General features: G+C 73.1%; 13 protein-coding genes. 3 read left to right on the forward strand and 10 right to left on the reverse strand.

All coding sequences use genetic code 11. The features are described from left to right. Positions 1 to 34 precede the first annotated feature (34 nt). Positions 35 to 862 carry an SGNH/GDSL hydrolase family protein gene (locus BJZ21_RS01725; RefSeq protein ID WP_179662180.1) on the reverse strand — a complete coding sequence of 276 codons (828 nt, stop codon included), beginning with the start codon at positions 860 to 862 and terminating at the stop codon, positions 35 to 37. Positions 863 to 935: 73 nt separating this feature from the next. On the opposite strand from BJZ21_RS01725, the gene dcd reads away from it, so the two are divergent. Beyond that, positions 936 to 1,511, forward strand: a complete 576-nt coding sequence (dcd, locus tag BJZ21_RS01730) for a dCTP deaminase (RefSeq protein WP_179662181.1) — start codon at positions 936 to 938, stop codon at positions 1,509 to 1,511. 47 nt (positions 1,512 to 1,558) lie between these two features. Here dcd and BJZ21_RS01735 read toward each other — a convergent pair whose 3' ends face one another. From BJZ21_RS01735 to BJZ21_RS01745, 3 genes are all read right to left on the reverse strand, one after another. Continuing rightward, positions 1,559 to 1,711, reverse strand: coding sequence for a hypothetical protein (locus BJZ21_RS01735; RefSeq protein ID WP_179662182.1), 153 nt, complete (start codon positions 1,709 to 1,711; stop codon positions 1,559 to 1,561). Positions 1,712 to 1,752: 41 nt separating this feature from the next. Then, a complete protein-coding gene (locus tag BJZ21_RS01740; RefSeq protein ID WP_179662183.1) occupies positions 1,753 to 2,577 on the reverse strand; it encodes a DUF4097 family beta strand repeat-containing protein in 825 nt (274 codons plus the stop codon). A 185-nt stretch (positions 2,578 to 2,762) separates the two neighbouring features. Next, complete coding sequence (locus tag BJZ21_RS01745; protein WP_179662184.1) at positions 2,763 to 3,305, reverse strand: pilus assembly protein HicB; 543 nt, start codon at positions 3,303 to 3,305, stop codon at positions 2,763 to 2,765. A 153-nt stretch (positions 3,306 to 3,458) separates the two neighbouring features. Between BJZ21_RS01745 and BJZ21_RS01750 the strand changes: the two genes are divergently transcribed. Further along, positions 3,459 to 5,207 carry a sodium:solute symporter family protein gene (locus BJZ21_RS01750; RefSeq protein WP_179662185.1) on the forward strand — a complete coding sequence of 583 codons (1,749 nt, stop codon included), beginning with the start codon at positions 3,459 to 3,461 and terminating at the stop codon, positions 5,205 to 5,207. Between the two features lie 10 nt (positions 5,208 to 5,217). Then, positions 5,218 to 5,532 (forward strand): hypothetical protein, encoded by a 315-nt coding sequence (locus tag BJZ21_RS01755; RefSeq protein WP_179662186.1) that lies wholly within the window; start codon positions 5,218 to 5,220, stop codon positions 5,530 to 5,532. A 227-nt stretch (positions 5,533 to 5,759) separates the two neighbouring features. On the opposite strand, the gene BJZ21_RS01760 is transcribed toward BJZ21_RS01755, so the two are convergent. From BJZ21_RS01760 to BJZ21_RS01785, 6 genes are all read right to left on the reverse strand, one after another. Continuing rightward, positions 5,760 to 9,437: a (Fe-S)-binding protein gene (locus tag BJZ21_RS01760; protein WP_179662187.1), complete on the reverse strand. Its 3,678-nt coding sequence runs from the start codon at positions 9,435 to 9,437 to the stop codon at positions 5,760 to 5,762. 155 nt (positions 9,438 to 9,592) lie between these two features. Next, on the reverse strand, positions 9,593 to 12,088 hold the full coding sequence (locus tag BJZ21_RS01765) for a hypothetical protein (protein ID WP_179662188.1): 2,496 nt from the start codon (positions 12,086 to 12,088) through the stop codon (positions 9,593 to 9,595). A gap of 85 nt (positions 12,089 to 12,173) precedes the next feature. Beyond that, positions 12,174 to 12,968: an IclR family transcriptional regulator gene (locus BJZ21_RS01770; RefSeq protein WP_179662189.1), complete on the reverse strand. Its 795-nt coding sequence runs from the start codon at positions 12,966 to 12,968 to the stop codon at positions 12,174 to 12,176. A gap of 42 nt (positions 12,969 to 13,010) precedes the next feature. Then, entirely contained in the window at positions 13,011 to 13,343 is a 333-nt protein-coding gene (locus BJZ21_RS01775) for a hypothetical protein (RefSeq protein WP_179662190.1), read from the reverse strand. A gap of 99 nt (positions 13,344 to 13,442) precedes the next feature. Beyond that, positions 13,443 to 14,654: an MFS transporter gene (locus BJZ21_RS01780; RefSeq protein ID WP_343051901.1), complete on the reverse strand. Its 1,212-nt coding sequence runs from the start codon at positions 14,652 to 14,654 to the stop codon at positions 13,443 to 13,445. 313 nt (positions 14,655 to 14,967) lie between these two features. Beyond that, entirely contained in the window at positions 14,968 to 16,251 is a 1,284-nt protein-coding gene (locus BJZ21_RS01785) for a choice-of-anchor P family protein (RefSeq protein WP_179662191.1), read from the reverse strand. Positions 16,252 to 16,394: the final 143 nt, after the last annotated feature.

The raw sequence follows: 16,394 nt of genomic DNA on the forward strand, positions 1-16,394 counted from the left end.
GACCCCGCCAGGGGGTCGCGCACATGCTAGTTCATCAGTCGCCGCCGGGTGACACGGGTCGGGCCGCGAGCGGTACGGCGAGTCGCGCCAGCGTCGGGTAGCGCGGGGTGACGGTGTCGCCCGAGGATCGTCCGGTGACCCGGCGGTGCACCCAGGGCAGGGCGGCCTCGCGGGTCCAGGCGAGGTTCTCGCGCAGCTGCTCGCGCCGGGACGGGATGGGCTGGTCGGCCAGGGGCAGTGGTGCCAGGTCGTGCGCGAGCCCCAGGGTGTCGAGGACCTCGATGGCCATCCGCTGGTGCCCGGCGGACCCCATGTGCATCCGGTCCTCGTCCCAGTAGCGCCAGTCGCGGTACTCCCGCAGCCGCCAGAAGTCGACCACGGTGGCGCCGTGCCGGTCGGCGCTCTCGCGGACCAGCTCGTTGTAGAGGGCGAACCGGGCCCGGACCGGGCGGTAGATCGCCGACCCGCCGGGGTCGAACGCCGTCCACACGAGCACCCGGGCCCCGGTGGCGGCCAGCGTGCCCAGCGCCCGGTCGTAGTCGGCGACCAGCGCGTCCAGGTCGACCCTGGGGCGCAGGATGTCGTTGGCTCCCGCGTAGATCGTCACCAGGTCGGGTTCCAGCGCCACCGCCGGCGCCAGCTGCTCGCGGATGATCGCGTGCAGCTTGCGCCCGCGGATCGCGAGGTTGGCGTAGCCGAACTCCCCGGTGCCGTCCTGCTCGGCCCGCCACGCCAGCACCTCGGCCACCCGGTCGGCCCAGCCGCGCAGGCCGTTGGGGCGTCCGGGGTCGGGGTCGCCGACCCCTTCGGTGAAGGAGTCGCCGAGGGCGACGTAGCGGTGGAACGGTCCGGCACTCGACATGGCTCCATCCTCGGGGGCCCGACAAGCGCGGGCGGCGAGGGGGTCCGGCCGCGCGCGCGGGTAGGGTGCCCTCGTGCTGCTGTCAGACCGCGACATCCTCCGTCAGATCGAAGCCGAGCGCATCCGCCTCGAGCCGTTCGACGCCGGGATGCTGCAGCCGTCCTCGATCGACGTGCGGCTCGACCGGTTCTTCCGGGTCTTCGAGAACCACAAGTACCCGCACATCGACCCGGCCGAGGACCAGTCCGAGCTGACCCGGGTGGTCCAGCCCGAGGGCGACGACCCGTTCATCCTGCACCCGGGGGAGTTCGTGCTCGGCTCGACGTACGAGGTGGTCACGCTGCCCGACGACGTCGCCGCCCGAGTGGAGGGGAAGTCCTCGCTCGGCCGGCTGGGGCTGCTGACCCACGCGACCGCGGGGTTCGTCGACCCGGGCTTCTCCGGCCACGTCACGCTCGAGCTCGCGAACGTCGCCACGCTCCCGATCAAGCTCTACCCGGGCATGAAGATCGGCCAGTTCTGCTTCTTCCGGCTGACCTCGCCGTCGGAGCACCCGTACGGCTCGGAGCGGTACGGCTCGCGCTACCAGGGTCAGCGCGGACCCACGCCGTCGAGGTCGTACGCGAACTTCCACCGCACCCGGATCTGACCGGCTCTCCCCGGCTCCGAGGCCGGGGGACGGGCCGCGCGCCGGGGTCAGTTGTCGATCCGGTCGGCGAGCCGCCGCAACCGCCGGGCGAGGCGGTGCCGGTGCGGCTCCGCGGGGAGCTGCGGGCCCGAGGCGCGGGCGACGCGCTCGCGGATCTGCTGGCGGGCCTGGGTCTCGATGGGGTCGAAGCTGTCGTGCATGGTGGTCTCCCTGTCGGGGCTGAGGGGGTGCGGGGTGGGGCTCAGACCTCGGTCAGCACGATGTCGCCGCTGACGGTCTTGGCGCGGACCTCGACGTGGTCGGTGCCCTCCTGGGGCTGGCCGGCGCCGGTGAGGTCGGAGCGGATCTCGCCGCTCACGGTGGAGATGTCGGTCCAGACGGGGACGCCGGCCGGGATGCCGAGCTGGACGTCGCTGGAGGCGCCCTTCACGGTCACCCGGCCGCGGTGCGTACGGCGCACCTGCAGGTCGCCGCTGCCGGTCATGAACGACAGGTCGTCGCTGGCGGCGGCGACGGTCAGGTCGCCCGAGCCGGTCTTCACGACGACCGGGCCCGCGACCCGGCCCATCTCGACGTCGCCGGACCCGGTGGACACGGCGGCGCCGGCCAGGGCCTCGCCGAGCGTGACGTCGCCGGAGCCGCTCTTGAGCCGGAGCTCGCCGCGCGCCTCGCGGATCCGGATGCCGCCGGAGCCGGTGGTGACCGTCCCCGCCCCGGTGAGCAGCTCGAGCCCGACGTCGCCCGAGCCGGTCCTGACCTGGCACGCCGCCGCCTGGCCGTCGACGGTGACGTCGGCGCTGCCGGTCTTCACCGCCAGGTCGCTGTCGGTGGGCAGCGTGACGACGACGTCGAGGCGCGAGTCGCTCCCGAACAGGCCGCCGCGCTGCTTGGGGGCGACCACGCTGACCTGGGCGCCGTCCTGGGTCACGTGCACCTCGTCGGCGTCGCGGCCGGTGACCTCGACGTGGGTCTCGGCGGTGTCGGTGGCGTGGACGGTGACGCTGCCCCGGCCGAGCTCGACGTACAGCTCGACGGGGCGGGGGCTCTCGAAGCGGTGCTCGGACATGACTGGTTCCCCTGCTCTGGATGGTGTGACGGTGTGTTCGTCCGCGGGACCGGCCTGCTGCGGGTCCCGTCGGGAGTGCTTGACGGTGTGGCCGGCGTTGCCTGTGTCGGCGTTGCCTGTGTCGGCGTAGCCGGTGTCTGTGTTGCCGGTGCGTGCGCGCCGCGGGCCGGCGCGGCTGTCGGCGCCTAGAGCCAGCCGGTCATCCGCCGGTTGCCCCGGGTGGTGCCCTTCCCGAACGGGTCGCCGCCCAGGAAGGGAATGCTGGAGAGGTCGAGGTCGACGTTGATGGCGTTCTCGCGGGTGGCGGCCCGCACGATGTTGACCAGCCAGGTATTGAGCGAGTGGCCGGACCGGGCGGCGAGCTCCTCGGCGCGGGCCTTGACCGACTCCGGGATGCGCAGCGTGACCCGGGCGGTGGTGCCCTCCTCCTCGCCCTCCTCGGGGCCGGGGGCCGCCGACGGCGCGGCCGCCGAGTCGGCGCCGGGGGGCGCGACGTGCACCACGAAGGCCAGGTCGCGGCCGTCGAGCCGGACGTCGACCCCGCCGGAGGGCATCTCGGCGGTGATCTCGGCGGCCGCCTGCGAGGCCGCCTCCATCAGGGCCAGCCGGGCGGCCGGCTCGAGGGCGAACGTGAGCCGCTCGGCGGCGGCCCGGGTCTCCGGGCCGGCGGCGTCCGCGGCGGCGACCAGGTCGCGACGGAGGCTGTCGACGTACGGCGTGATGTCCATGCGCACCACGATGACATCACGATGACGTCATGTCAAGGCATAGTGACGTCAGGTTTGGTGTCATGGGCGCGCGGGTAGGCGCTCCGAAGGCTGCCACCGGGTCCCGCGGTGGGTCCTCGGTGACGGCGGCCCCCTCGAGACGGAAGGCAGCTCATGGCTGACTCGGGCATCACGGTCCTCGCGAGCGGCACGCTCATCCAGGCGAGTGCCGTGGACTACCTCATGCTGATCATCTACTTCGGCTTCGTCGTCGGCATCGGCCTGATGGCCGGCCGCCAGGTCTCGGAGTCGCTGGACTTCTTCCTGTCGGGCCGGGCGATGCCCGCCTGGGTCACGGGCCTGGCGTTCATCTCCGCCAACCTCGGTGCGGTCGAGATCATGGGCATGTCCGCCTCGGGTGCCCAGTTCGGCATGCCGACCGTCCACTACTTCTGGATCGGCGCGATCCCCGCGATGCTGTTCCTCGGCGTCGTGATGATGCCGTTCTACTACGGGTCGAAGGTGCGCTCGGTGCCGGAGTTCATGGCCCGCCGCTTCGGTCCCGGCGCGCACCTGGTCAACTCGATCTCGTTCGCGGTGGCCCAGCTGCTGATCGCGGGCATCAACCTCTACCTGCTCGGCAGCATCGTGCACGCGCTCCTCGGTTGGCCGCTGTGGCTGGCGCTGATCGTGGCGGCCGCCGTCGTGTTGTCGTACATCACCCTGGGCGGCCTGAAGGCCGCGATCTACAACGAGGTGCTGCAGTTCTTCGTGATCGTGGCCGCGCTGCTGCCGCTCACCCTGCTCGGGCTGCACAAGGTGGGTGGCTGGAGCGGCCTGAAGCAGCAGATCACCGAGGCGGCCGGCAAGGGCGGCGCGCCGTCCGCGGCCGAACAGCTCAACTCCTGGCCCGGCTCGGCGCTGTCCGGCTTCGACTCCTCGGTGCTCTCGGTCATCGGCATCGTCTTCGGTCTGGGCTTCGTGCTGTCCTTCGGCTACTGGACCACCAACTTCGTCGAGGTCCAGCGGGCGATGGCGTCGAACTCGATCTCCGCGGCGCGCAAGACGCCGATCATCGGCGCCTTCCCGAAGATGTTCATCCCGTTCATCACGATCCTGCCCGGCATGCTGGCCGCGGTCCTCGTCCACGAGATCGCCAAGATCAAGGCCGGGGGCACGGTCCCGGGCGGGTCCTCGGGCCACGGGGTTACCTACAACGACTCGTTGCTGCTGCTGATGCGCGACCTGCTGCCGAACGGCCTGCTGGGGCTGGCCATCGCCGGCCTGCTGGCCGCGTTCATGGCCGGCATGGCCGCCAACATCTCGGCGTTCAACACGGTCCTCAGCTACGACCTGTGGGGCGACTACCTGGTCAAGGGCCGCGACGACGCCTACTACCTGCGGGTCGGCCGCTGGGCGACGGTGGGCGCCACGATCATCGCGGTCTTCACCGCGGGCCTGGCCAGCAACTTCAGCAACATCATGAACTACCTGCAGACGCTGTTCGGCTTCTTCAACGCCCCGCTCTTCGCCACCTTCATCCTCGGCATGTTCTGGAAGCGGATGTCGCCGACCGCCGGCTGGGTCGGCCTGGTGTCCGGCACGCTGTCGGCGATCGTCGTCGCGTTCCTCAGCGAGAACGCCTTCGGCTCCCTGAGCATCGGCGTGATCCCGGTCGGGGGTCAGGGCGCGGCGTTCCTCGCGGCCGGTGTCGCGTTCGTCGTGGACGTGCTGCTGAGCGTCGCGGTGTCGCTGGTGACCGAGCCGAAGCCGGTCTCGGAGCTGCGCGGGCTCGTCTACTCCGAGACCCCCAAGAAGGACCTGGTGGACGAGCACGAGGCGGGCTACCCGTGGTACCGCCGGACCCTGCCCCTGGCCGGCGTGGCACTGGTCATGGTCATCGCCCTGAACGCTGCCTTCTGAGGAGGACGACATGTCGACCAGCAACCCCACCAGCAACTCGACCGGCAGCCCGCGCCAGCACACCGCCGGGCTCCTGGACATCCGCAACATCATCGGCGGCCTGCTCGGGATCTACGGTGTGATCCTGGTGCTCATGGGCATCTTCGCCGACCCCCAGGAGGGCAAGACCGGCGGCGTCAACGCCAACCTGTGGGCCGGGATCGCGCTCCTCGTCGTCTCGGCGATCTTCATCGCCTGGGCGAAGCTGCGTCCGGTCGAGGTGCCCGAGGACGCCGCCGCCTCTGCCGAGCCGGGCGAGGCGCCCGCGCACATGGACGCCCGCTGACCGCTGCCGGCGCCCGGGCCCGCCCGGACGCCGGCCGACGCGCCACGGTTCGTGGCGGATCTGTCCTACGTGGTGCGACGGATCCGCCACGAATGCATTTCGGGGTCTCCGCCGGCTCATCGCCGACCTGGACGAGACGAAGAACGCGGTGGCCGCGACGCACCAGGTGCGTCGAGGCCACCGCGTTGTCTGCGGACCGGGTCAGCTGACCGGTCAGATGACCCCGGTCAGAGGTCGAACAGCGACCCTGACTCGTTGATGTCCACGTCGGTCTTCGGCTGATGGGCCTGGCCGTTGGACCGCGGGGCCGGCTTGGGCTCCTCCTCGGGCTCGGCGGACTCCGTCGACTCGGCCGGGTGCTCGGTCTCGGCCCCGGTGTCGGCCTCGGCCTCCGCCCCGGTGTCGGCCTCGGTCTCCGCCCCGGTCTCGGCCTGGGCGTCGGCGCGGTGCTCCGAGGCGCTGCCGGCCGCAGCCGTGGCGGCCGCGCTGAGCGCTGCCCCGCCGACCGCACCGTCATCAGACCCGCCATCCGAACCGGCGTCCGGGTGGGCGCGGTCGGCGTCGGCCGCCCTGTCGGCCGCCTCGGGGGCGGGCTCGGGGGCGGAAGCGGCCTCGGGCTGCGGTTCCGGCGCGGCCGAGGGAGCGACCGCCTCGGGCGCGGCGATGTCGAAGAGCGAGCCGCCCTCCGGGATGCCGCTGGACGGAGCCGGCGCACCGGCGGCCGGACCGGTCGTGGCCGGTTCGGCCTCGTCGGTCGGCACCCCGTCGGTCGACTCGGTCTCGGGCTTCGCGGACTGGACCGGCTCGGTCTCGCCGGCCTCGGTCGGCTCGGGCTCGGCGGCACCGCTGTCCCTTGCCGGCTCGGGAGCGGTGGTCTCGACCGGCTCGGGAGCGACGATGTCGAACAGGGAGCCCTCCGCGGGGATCTCCGCGGCCGGGACCTCCGGCTGCGTCGACGCCTCGGGCTCCGGCTTCGTGCTGGACTCCGGCTCGGCCCGGTCCTCCGGCTCGGCCCGGTCCTCCGGCTCGGCCGCGGGCTCCGGCTCGGCCGCGGGCTCCGGCTCCGTCGCGGCCTCCGGCTCCGGCGCCTCGAGGTCGAAGAGCGACCCGCCGGTTCCGAGCTCGGTGCTCGGCGCGGCGGGCTCGAGCTCGGGCTCGGCCGCCTGCGCGGCCTGGTCGGCGACGTCCTCGGCGGGCTCGGCCGGGGCGGGAGCCGCCGCCGGCTGCTCGGCCACCGGCTCGTCCCCGCCGAGGTCGAAGAGCGACCCGCCGGTCCCGAGCTCGGTGTCCGGCGCGGCGGGCTCGGCGGTCGTCTCCGCCTCCGGCACGGCCGGAGCGGGCGTCTCGGCGTGCTGCTCGGCCTCCGGCTCGTCGCCCCCGAGGTCGAAGAGCGAGCCGCCCGACGACGCGGGCTCGGCGGCCCTGGCCTCCTCCTGGACCGACGCGGAGGGCGCGGCGGTGGCGGCCGGCTCCTCCTTCGCCTCCGGCTCGTCGAACAGCGACGACCCGCCGGACGCCTTGGCCGCCGGCCCGGCGTCCTCGGTGGCGGTGACGGTGTCCTCGGTCAGGGTCTCGTCGCCGGCCTCCGGCTCGGCCTTGGTCGCGGGGTCGGCCCCGGCCCCCGCGGGGGCAGGGGAAGCCGCGGCAGGAGAAGCCGCGGCAGGAGAAGCCGCGGCCGCGGCGCCGGCGCCCGGCTGCAGCTTGGTGGCGGACTCGCCCTTCACCGAGGCGAGCAGCATCTGCGCGACGTCGAGGACCTCGACCTCCTCGCGAGCCTCGCCCTTGGCCTGCTGGGCGGTCAGGCCGTCGGACAGCATCACCCGGCAGAACGGGCAGCCCACCGCGATCTGGTCGGCACCGGTTCCGACCGCCTCCACGGTCCGGTTGACGTTGATCCGCTCACCGAGGTTCTCCTCCATCCACATCCGGGCGCCGCCGGCGCCGCAGCAGAAGGACCGCTCGGAGTTGCGCTCCATCTCGCGGTACTCCGCGCCGGGCAGCACCTGCAGCAGCTCGCGCGGCGGGCTGTAGACGCCGTTGTGGCGGCCGATGTAGCAGGGGTCGTGGTAGGTGATCGAGCGCCTGTGCGCGCCGGCGCCGTCCTGGACCGGCGTCAGCCGGCCCTCGCGCACCAGCCGGTTCAGCAGCTGGGTGTGGTGCACGACCTCCAGCTCGATGCCGAACTCCTGGTACTCGTTCTTGAGCGTGTTGAAGCAGTGGGCGCAGGTGGAGACCACCTTCTTGACCTTCGCCTGCTTCAGCGTCTCCACGTTCTGCTGGGCCAGGCCCTGGAACACGAACTCGTTGCCGGCGCGGCGGGCCGGGTCGCCCGTGCAGGTCTCCCCGTTGCCGAGCACCCCGAAGCTGACGTCGGCCATGTGCAGCAGCTCGGCCACCGCCCGGGTGGTCTTCTTCGCCCGGTCCTCGTAGGCGCCCGCGCAGCCGACCCAGAACAGCCACTCGACCTCGTCGAGGGACTCGATGCTCTCGCCGACGACCTTGACCTCGAAGTCCAGCCCCTTGGCCCAGTCCATGCGCGCCTTCGGCGACATGTTCCACGGGTTGCCCTTGTTCTCCAGGCCCTTGAAGAGCCCGTTCAGCTCGGCGGGGAAGTTCGACTCCACCAGCACCTGGTAGCGGCGCATGTCGACGATGTGGTCGACGTGCTCGATGTCGACGGGGCACTGCTGGACGCAGGCGCCGCAGGAGGTGCACGACCACAGCACGTCGGGGTCGATCACCGCCGCGCCGGAGTCGGGCATGTAGAACCAGTCGTCGCCGGTCTCGCCGACCAGCGGGCGCTCGGCCTCCTTCGTCAACGTGTCGCTGCCCTCGAGCAGCGCGGCGCGCTCGCCCTCGGGCGCCTGGAGGTACGGCGCCTTGGCGTAGGCGTGGTCGCGCAGCGCGGTGATCAGCAGCTTGGGCGACAGCGGCTTGTCGGTGTTCCACGCCGGGCACTGGGACTGGCAGCGGCCGCACTCGGTGCAGGTCGTGAAGTCGAGGAGGCCCTTCCAGCTGAAGTCCTCGATCGAGCCGACGCCGAGCTTCGCGTCCTCGTCGAGGTCGTCGATGTCGTCGAGCGTGATCGGCCTACCGGCCGAGGTGAGCGGCTTGACCGCGCCGAGCGCGGTGCGGGCGGGGTCCCGCTTGAACCAGATGTTGAAGAACGCCGTGAACCGGTGCCAGGCGGTGCCCATGTTCAGGTTCAGCGAGATCGTGATCATCCACGCGAACGAGATGACGATCTTGAGCATCGCGACCAGGTAGACGAGGTTCTCCAGGGTGCCGGTCGACATCCCGGAGAAGGCCTCGCCGAGCCACCCGGTCAGCGGGAAGTGGAACGCCGAGGCCTCGTCGGGGTTCGCGCCGCGGGCCGCCAGGGCGTACTCCAGGCCGCGCAGCAGCACGATGCAGATGCCGACGCCGAGGATCACGCCCTCGACGAAGTAGCCCCACCACATCGTCGAGCCGAAGAACCGCCCGCGGGTGCCGCGGACCCGCTCGCTGGGGCGGGTGGCGCGGTAGGCGATGAAGCCGATGATCGCCACCAGCATCACCGCGGTGAACAGTTCCGAGACCCACTCGAAGAGGAAGAACCGCCCGATCAGCGGCAGCGCGAAGTGCGGGTCGAAGAGCTGCCCGAACGCCGTCAGCAGCGTGAAGAAGAGCAGCCCGAAGCCGATGAAGACGAACCAGTGCGCCGCCCCGACGAGCGTCCACTGGAGCATCCGGGTGTGCCCCAGCGTCTCCTTGAGCATCGTGGCCGTCCGGGCGCCCGGCTGGTCGGTACGCCCGGCCGGCTGTCCGATCCGGATCACCCCGAGCATCCCGCGGATCGCCCTGACGAACAGGGCGATGCCGACCGCGGTGATGGCCAGCGAGACAACGATGGCGAAGATCTGCATCCGGTGAGGCTCCTCGTCGAGGTGGTGCTCGTCGTGAGTGCTGACGGCGTCGCGAGCCTAGGGCCGGCGCCGCGCGCGCGTCAGTCCCCCGGTGGGGTGACATGGATCCTACCGTCCGGTAACTTTCGTGCGTCCACCCGGCGGCGTCGACCCGGTCAGCCGGCCCGTCGTACGCCGGTGACCCGGCCGGCCCGGTCGAAGCCGACCTGCATCCGCACCTCCGGCTCGGTGCCGGTGCGCGCGCAGAACGTGTAGCTGTCGCCGAGCCGCTCGTAGGGCTGGCCGACGGCCTCCATCACCGCGCGCGTGGACATGCCCGGGTGCAGCAGGTCGCGGACCCGGGCGACCGGCAGCCGCCGCTCGGGGTTGCGGCAGGAGTCCGGCGCGATGCCCTCGGCCCGCTCCCACATCTGCAGGTAGGCCTCGGCGCCGCGGGACATGTCGTCGAAGATCGCGTCGCCGTCGCCGGGGTGCTGGGCGTCGGCGACCCTCCGCAGGTCCTGGATCCAGTCGGGGTAGAGGCCGTACTGCGCGACGCCGTCGGCGTTGATGTCGTAGACCCGCCGGCCGGCGTGCTGCCGGTGGACCGTGACGCCGCCCAGCCCGGTGAACGGGTAGGTGACCGGGTTCGGCACGTCGGTGCCGCGCGGGTCGCCCTGGGCGCCCAGCCCGTTCATGTCCGCGCCGTAGCCGAGGCCCCAGTAGTAGCGGCGGTCGGCCCAGCCGAGGTGCGCGCGCCACTTGTCGACGAAGCCGGTCGAGTCCCCGGCGTACGGCGTGATGAACCCGCCCAGCCGGTAGATCCGTGGGTAGGCGTCCGGGGTGGCCCAGGAGTGGCTGGAGATCACGCCGGAGTAGTGCATCGCCTCGAGTTGGTCGAGCGAGGCGTTGCGGGCCTCCACACTCATGTGGTCGGGGTCGAAGATCATGTGCCGCTTCGCCAGCCCGGTGATCGTGTCCTGGCCGAGCGTGGTCAGGCCGCGGGCGTTGCAGTGGTCCGGCGGCGGGTAGGCCGGCGTGGCGACGTGCGAGAGGTCGGTCAGCTCCCCGATCGCGCCGAAGAGCGCGTCCTGCTGCTCGGGGGAGATCTCCGGGGCGGCGTACTGGTCCTTGTCGTGGGACTGGCCGTCGGCGGGCTCGCAGTGCCGCATGTCCCAGTAGGAGCCGGTCTCCTTGAAGTTGGCGTTGTTGACGATCGCGCCGGTCTCGCCGTTGTCGCCGGCGACCCCGGCCAGCGCGTTGTCGAACTTGTTGACCAGCTCCATCTGCCGCACGCCCCAGCCGTGCACCCGGTCGAGCTCGCGGTCGATGTGTCGCTGGGTGCAGACCCCGGCGGGCCGGTCGCCGGCCGGGCCGGCCTTGAACGTGCACCCGAAGGGCACGCTGGTCTCGATGCCCATGATCACGGCCATCTTCCCGGCGTTGATCACCCGGCGGGCCTGGAAGGGGTTCTTCACGATCCGGTAGAAGCCCTGGCCGGGGCCGCCGAACTGGGCGTCGATGTAGTCCTGCATCTGGTACATGTCGCGCGCCTGGCGGTGCAGCGAGGGCATGTCCTTGCACTCGGCGTACTTCGCGTTCTTGTGCAGCGGGTAGGCCTCGCACAGCTGGTTGTTCTCGACCAGCAGGTTCACGAAGATCCGCTGCCCGCCGCGCCAGGACCGCTCCAGCCAGCGGTAGTAGGTGCCCTCGTGGGTCAGCGACTCCGGGGCCGGCCAGTCCTTGAACGTCGGCCAGCCGACCGGGTCGTGGTGCGGCGAGCCGGACAGGAAGTCCTCCAGCACGCCGCCGAACCCGCCGGTCGCGGTGTGGTCGGGGCAGTCCACGAGCGCGTACGGCGCGCCGAAGCGGTGCCAGGGCCGGCCGCAGTGCGCCGAGCCGCCGAGGAACTCGAAGGCCATGCCGTGGGTGTGGGCGTCGACGAACCCGCGGACCTCCTGGTACGCCGTGGTCCCGGCGTGGGGGCGTCCGGAGACGTCGATCTGGGCCTCGGGGTAGGCGGTGCAGCCGTGCGTGCGGGTGGGCCGGAACGCCGTCTGCCCATGGTCGCGCAGCGTGCTGCCTCCGCTGCGGAAGGTGAGGCGCCGCCCGGACCGCCGCGCGGTCCACACCGTGTCGTCGGCCGGCTGGTCCGGCAGGCCGCGCGGGGACACGAACCGGCGGTCGGCGGTGTAGAGGAGGTACTGCCCCAGGTCGGTCGGCTTGAAGAACAGCGGCCGGCCGCCCCGCGTCAGCCGGTAGCAGCCGTTCGCCAGCGCGTAGCGGTCCTGCGGGTGCCGCCGGCGGGGCTGCATGACCCGGACGGTCCGGAGGGTCGGGTCCGGCAGGGTCCGCTCGCCGGCGACGTAGGACGCGCCGGCGGCCTTCTGCGCCTCGGTGGTGGGGTCGGCGGCCCTGGTGTCCCCGGAGCGGGAGAGCGCGTTCTTGGTGGCCGGGTCGAAGTGGTTGTGCGGCGCGGAGCCCGGGGGGTCGACGTGCGGTCGCGCCTCGAGCCGGGCGGCCTGGCTGGCGTCGTACCGCTTGAGCAGGTTGCCCTCGCGCCGGCCCCACGACGGGCCGTCGGCCAGCGCGAGTGCGCCGACGACCAGCGTGGCCGCGAGGGCGGCCGAGCCGACCAGCCGGACGACGGGACCTCGATTGCGTGGCGACACGTGCGCTCCTTCCCCCGGGGGGTGCTCGTGTCGTCCAACGACCGCGGGGCCCCGGGGTCACTCGCGGATCCGGTGGAGCCGCGGCTCAGCGGTTCGGCGTGCCGCCGATGCGTCGGGTCAGGACGTCGGCGGTGCGCCGGACGTCGGCGGCCAGGGCCGCGGGGTCGGTGCGGTCCAGGTCGGGCGTCGGGTCGGGCGCCGCCGGCTCGGGATCGGGGAACGTGACCGCGACCGCGGCGACCGGATGGCCGTTGTGGTCCAGGACGGCCGCGGCGACGCTGGCCAGGCCGGGGGTGACCTCGCCCCGCTCCACGGCGTACCCGCGCGCCCGGGTCTCCGACAGCACCGCGCGCAGCGTGCTCAGGCTGCGCGGGCCGGTGCCGTGCCGGTCGACGAACGCCGCGGGGCCGGGGTAGAGCGCGCGGACCTGCGCCGGAGGCAGCAGCGCCAGCAGCGCCCGGCCGCTGGCGGTCAGGTGCGCGGGCAGCCGCACGCCCACGTCGGTGACCAGCGGCGGCCGGCCGGGCGCACGCTCCTCGACCACGTAGAGCACGTCGCGGCCGTGCAGCACCGCGAGGTGGGCGCTCTGGCCCACCCGGTCCACGAGCGTCGCCAGCGCCCGGCGCGCGAGCCGCTGCAGCGGCTCCTGCCGGGAGTAGCCGCTGCCGACCTCGAACGCCGCGACGCCGAGCCCGAAGCGGTGCTCCTCGGCGAGGTGCACGACGAAGCCCTCGTCGACCATCGCGCCGAGCAGGTGGTAGGCCGTGCTCCGCGGCAGGTCGCAGGCCCGCATGATCCGGTCGAGCGGGACCGGGTCGGGCTGGCTGGCCAGGAAGCGCAGCACCCGCAGCGCACGCGTCGCCGCGGGGACCTGGCTCATGGCCGCGAGACTAGTCGGCGGCCGCGACCCGCCGGGGACCGGTCAGAACCGCTTGTCGTCGGGGTCGATCCGGTTCGCCTCGCGGATCCGGTCCTCCTGGTGGGCCTGGTCCATCTCCACCTGGCGGCGGGTCTCGGTGGCCCGCTGCTCCGCCTCCTGGGCCTGCGCGCGGGCGGCCTCGGCGCGGGCCTCGGCCGCTCGGGCCTCCTGCTCGGAGCGGGCGATCTCGTCGGAACGACCGGCGGCCTCCTGCCGCAGCTGGCCGGCCTGGGCCCGGCGCTCCTCGAGTCGGCGCTTGCGCATCATCGTCGCCGCGAGGACGACGAGCGCCACCAGGACGACGACCAGGATGATGATCCAGCCGATGGTTGACATGGTCCCTCCGGGGGGTGTGTGCCCGGGGTGTGCCCGGGTCCTGCAGGTCCGGTACCCGCCGGCCGGCCGGTCCACGCCTCCCGGGCGGCTCAGCTCAGGTCAGCTCAGCTCGCGCTCGCTGTGCACGGGCACCAGCGGCGCGGCCAGCACCGGGAACACCGCCGCCAGCGCGAACGCTGCGGCGTACCCCAGGTGGGTGATGGCCAGCCCGGCCACGGGCGGCACCGCCGAGGCGGCGAGGAACTGGGCGGTGTTCTGCACCCCCAGCGCGCGCCCGGCCCAGTGCGGCCCGGCCCGCTCCGCGACCGAGGTGAAGGCCAGGCCGTTGTCGGCCACGGTCAACACGGTCGCCACCACCATCAGCACGACCGCCACCGCCCAGCCGAGCCCGGCGGCCAGTCCCAGGCCGGCCATCACCACGGCGGCCGCGACCGCGACCCACCGCAGCGGCTGCATCCGGCTGGCGACCAGGTCGGAGAGGTGCCCGACCGCGAGCCGCCCGAACGCCCCGGCCAGCTGGGCCAGCGCGACCACGGCTCCGGCGGCCGCGGGCGCCCAGGAGCGGTCCTGCACCAGCCAGACCAGCGCGAACGTCCACACGACGAACTGGGGGACCACCAGCAGCACCGAGACGCCGTGCACCCGGGCGAGGAACCGGTCGTGACGGTAGGGGTTGGCCGCCTTCCCGCCGCCGCGCCGGTCGGGCCGGGGCGGGTCGACGACCACGACGAGGACCAGCAGCAGCGCCAGCGCGCAGGCGGCCGTGGGCACCCACAGCGCCGAGCTCACCCCCGCGCGTTGGGCGACCACGGCGATGGTCACGGCGGCGACGCCCACGCCGACCGGCTGCGCCATCTGCCGGATGCCCATCGCGAGGCCCCGCCGCTCGGGCGGGAACCAGCCGACGACCACCCGGCCGCTGGCCACGTTGCAGCTGGCCGCGGCGGCGCCGGCCAGCACCAGGCTCCCCGCGAGCACCCAGGTGCCGTGGGTGGAGGCGGCCACGGCGCCGAGCACGGTGGTGGCGGCCAGCCCGGTGGTGAGCGCGCGGCGCTCGCCCCACCGGTCGGCGGCGGCTCCCCAGGCGACCAGCGCCAACATCACGCCGACGGTCGGCGCGGCCGCCACCAGGCCGGCCTGCGCCAGGTCGAGCCCCTCGCGCTCGTGCAGGCTCGGGATCAGGAACGCCGGTCCGTGCACCATGATCGCCGCCGCGGCCTGGGCCAGGGTGCTGGCCGCGAGCATCGCCCACCGGCGGGCGGTGCTGGGGGACCGCCCGCGCACGGCCGGGGCGCTCGGTTGCGGGGTCACCGGCACAGTCAACGCCGCCCGCCCGGTCCCCGCCGCCGGATCTTGCCTGGCGATCCGTGAGATCCGCCGCACGCGGCCCGTCGTACGCCTGAGGCGCCTGAGGCGCCTGGGGCGGCCGGGCCGGCGTCGACCAGGGCTGGTGGCCAGGGGTTGAGGGGCTGTTCTCTCGGTTGGGGGGCGTTGCAACGCCCATCAACCGAGGGGATCACCGGCCAGCCGGGGATTCCTGCAGCCGGGGATTCCTGCAGCCGGACGCACCGACGCCGGGCGCCCCGTGGGCGGCCCGGCGTCGGTGGTGTGGCGGGTGTGCGGGTCAGAGGCCGCTCTTGTGGATGGCCATCTTGGCCTGGCCGAGGTTGATGACCGACTTCACCTGGCCGTTGGCGTCCAGGAGGGTGATCCGCAGCGCGGTGACCTCGAGGCCGCCGCGGACCTTGTGCTTGACCTTGCGCTCGAGCTTGGCGATCCCGGGAATCTCGAGCGTCTTCTGGCCGGGGTCGAAGGACTGCTCCTGGCCGTTCGCGGTGATCGAGCCGATCGTGGTGCCCTTGATGTTCGCCACCACCTTGTTGAAGCGGCTGCCCTTGCGGAGCACGTGGACCCGGCCGACGATGCCGTCGACGTGCAGCTGCCCGCCGCCGATGTCGACACTGGCGACGCTACCCTGCTCGTAGCCGACCGCGCGCCTGTCGTTCTGCTTGGCCATCTGCGCGGTGTTCTCGGCGCCGACGACCACCTGCCCGCCGAGGTTGCTGCCCGCCAGGTGCTTGGTCCGCACCTTGGCCGCCGTGCCCTGGCAGGGCATCGGGGCGTACGGCGTGCGGCCGCTGGTGACGGTGCCGTCGGCGGCGTTGATCCGGCTGCCGGAGGCGTAGCCGGCGAAGATGCCGTGCACGATGCCGTCGTTGATCTGGGCGAAACTGTGGGCAACCCGGGCCCGGGTGCCGGTCGCGGCGGAGACGATGCGGAGCGCGTCGTTCGCGGCGCGGGCGGAGTGCGCGGAGGCGCTCCTGGTCGGCGAGCCGAGGTAGATGGTCACCAGGCCGGGGATGTCGATCGGCTGGTTCGGCGTCGGGAGGCCCTGGTCCTGCGGCTGGCCGCCGGCCGGGGTGAGCGTGATCGAGCCGATCCGGCTGTGGTTGGCGGCGTGGAACCCCCGGGCGTCGTGCCAGGTCTTGGAGACCGACTTGATGCCGTTGATCTGCAGCGAGCCCAGCGGGGAGTCGGCCAGGGTGATCCGGGCGATCGTGCTGCGCGAGCGGGACATCACCTTGCCGTGCTTGTGGATCGTCCACACCTTGGTGGCGATCTCGGAGGCGGTGCCGATCCCGGGGAGGTTCTCCTGCGCCTCGTGGTTCTCGCGGACCACGCCGGCGTTGTTGGTGCATCCGATGTTCTGCCAGGCGGTGCTGGAGGACCCGGCCGGCACCTGGCCGCCGCGGACCCGGCTGCCGAAGCCGTTGGTGCGCAGGGCGAACGGCGTCGGCACCTTCTTCGGGCTGGCCGTGGCCGCCGTCGCCGAACCGGCGGGCGTCGCCACGAGCGTGCCGCCCGCGGTCAGGGCCAGCATCATCGAGCTGGCGATCAGTTTCCGCATGAGCTCACTTCCTTGCTTCTCGGGACCCGGCAACGCTGCGCTCCGGGCATCGATCCGTGCACTGACGTGGCCCGGCGCACCCCATGCGTCCCCCCGAGCTCTTCGGCCAGATACCCACATCTGATACTTGCTATACGCGCGAG

The sequence above is a fragment of the Nocardioides panaciterrulae genome (assembly GCF_013409645.1).
In the GTDB taxonomy this organism is placed as follows: domain Bacteria; phylum Actinomycetota; class Actinomycetes; order Propionibacteriales; family Nocardioidaceae; genus Nocardioides; species Nocardioides panaciterrulae.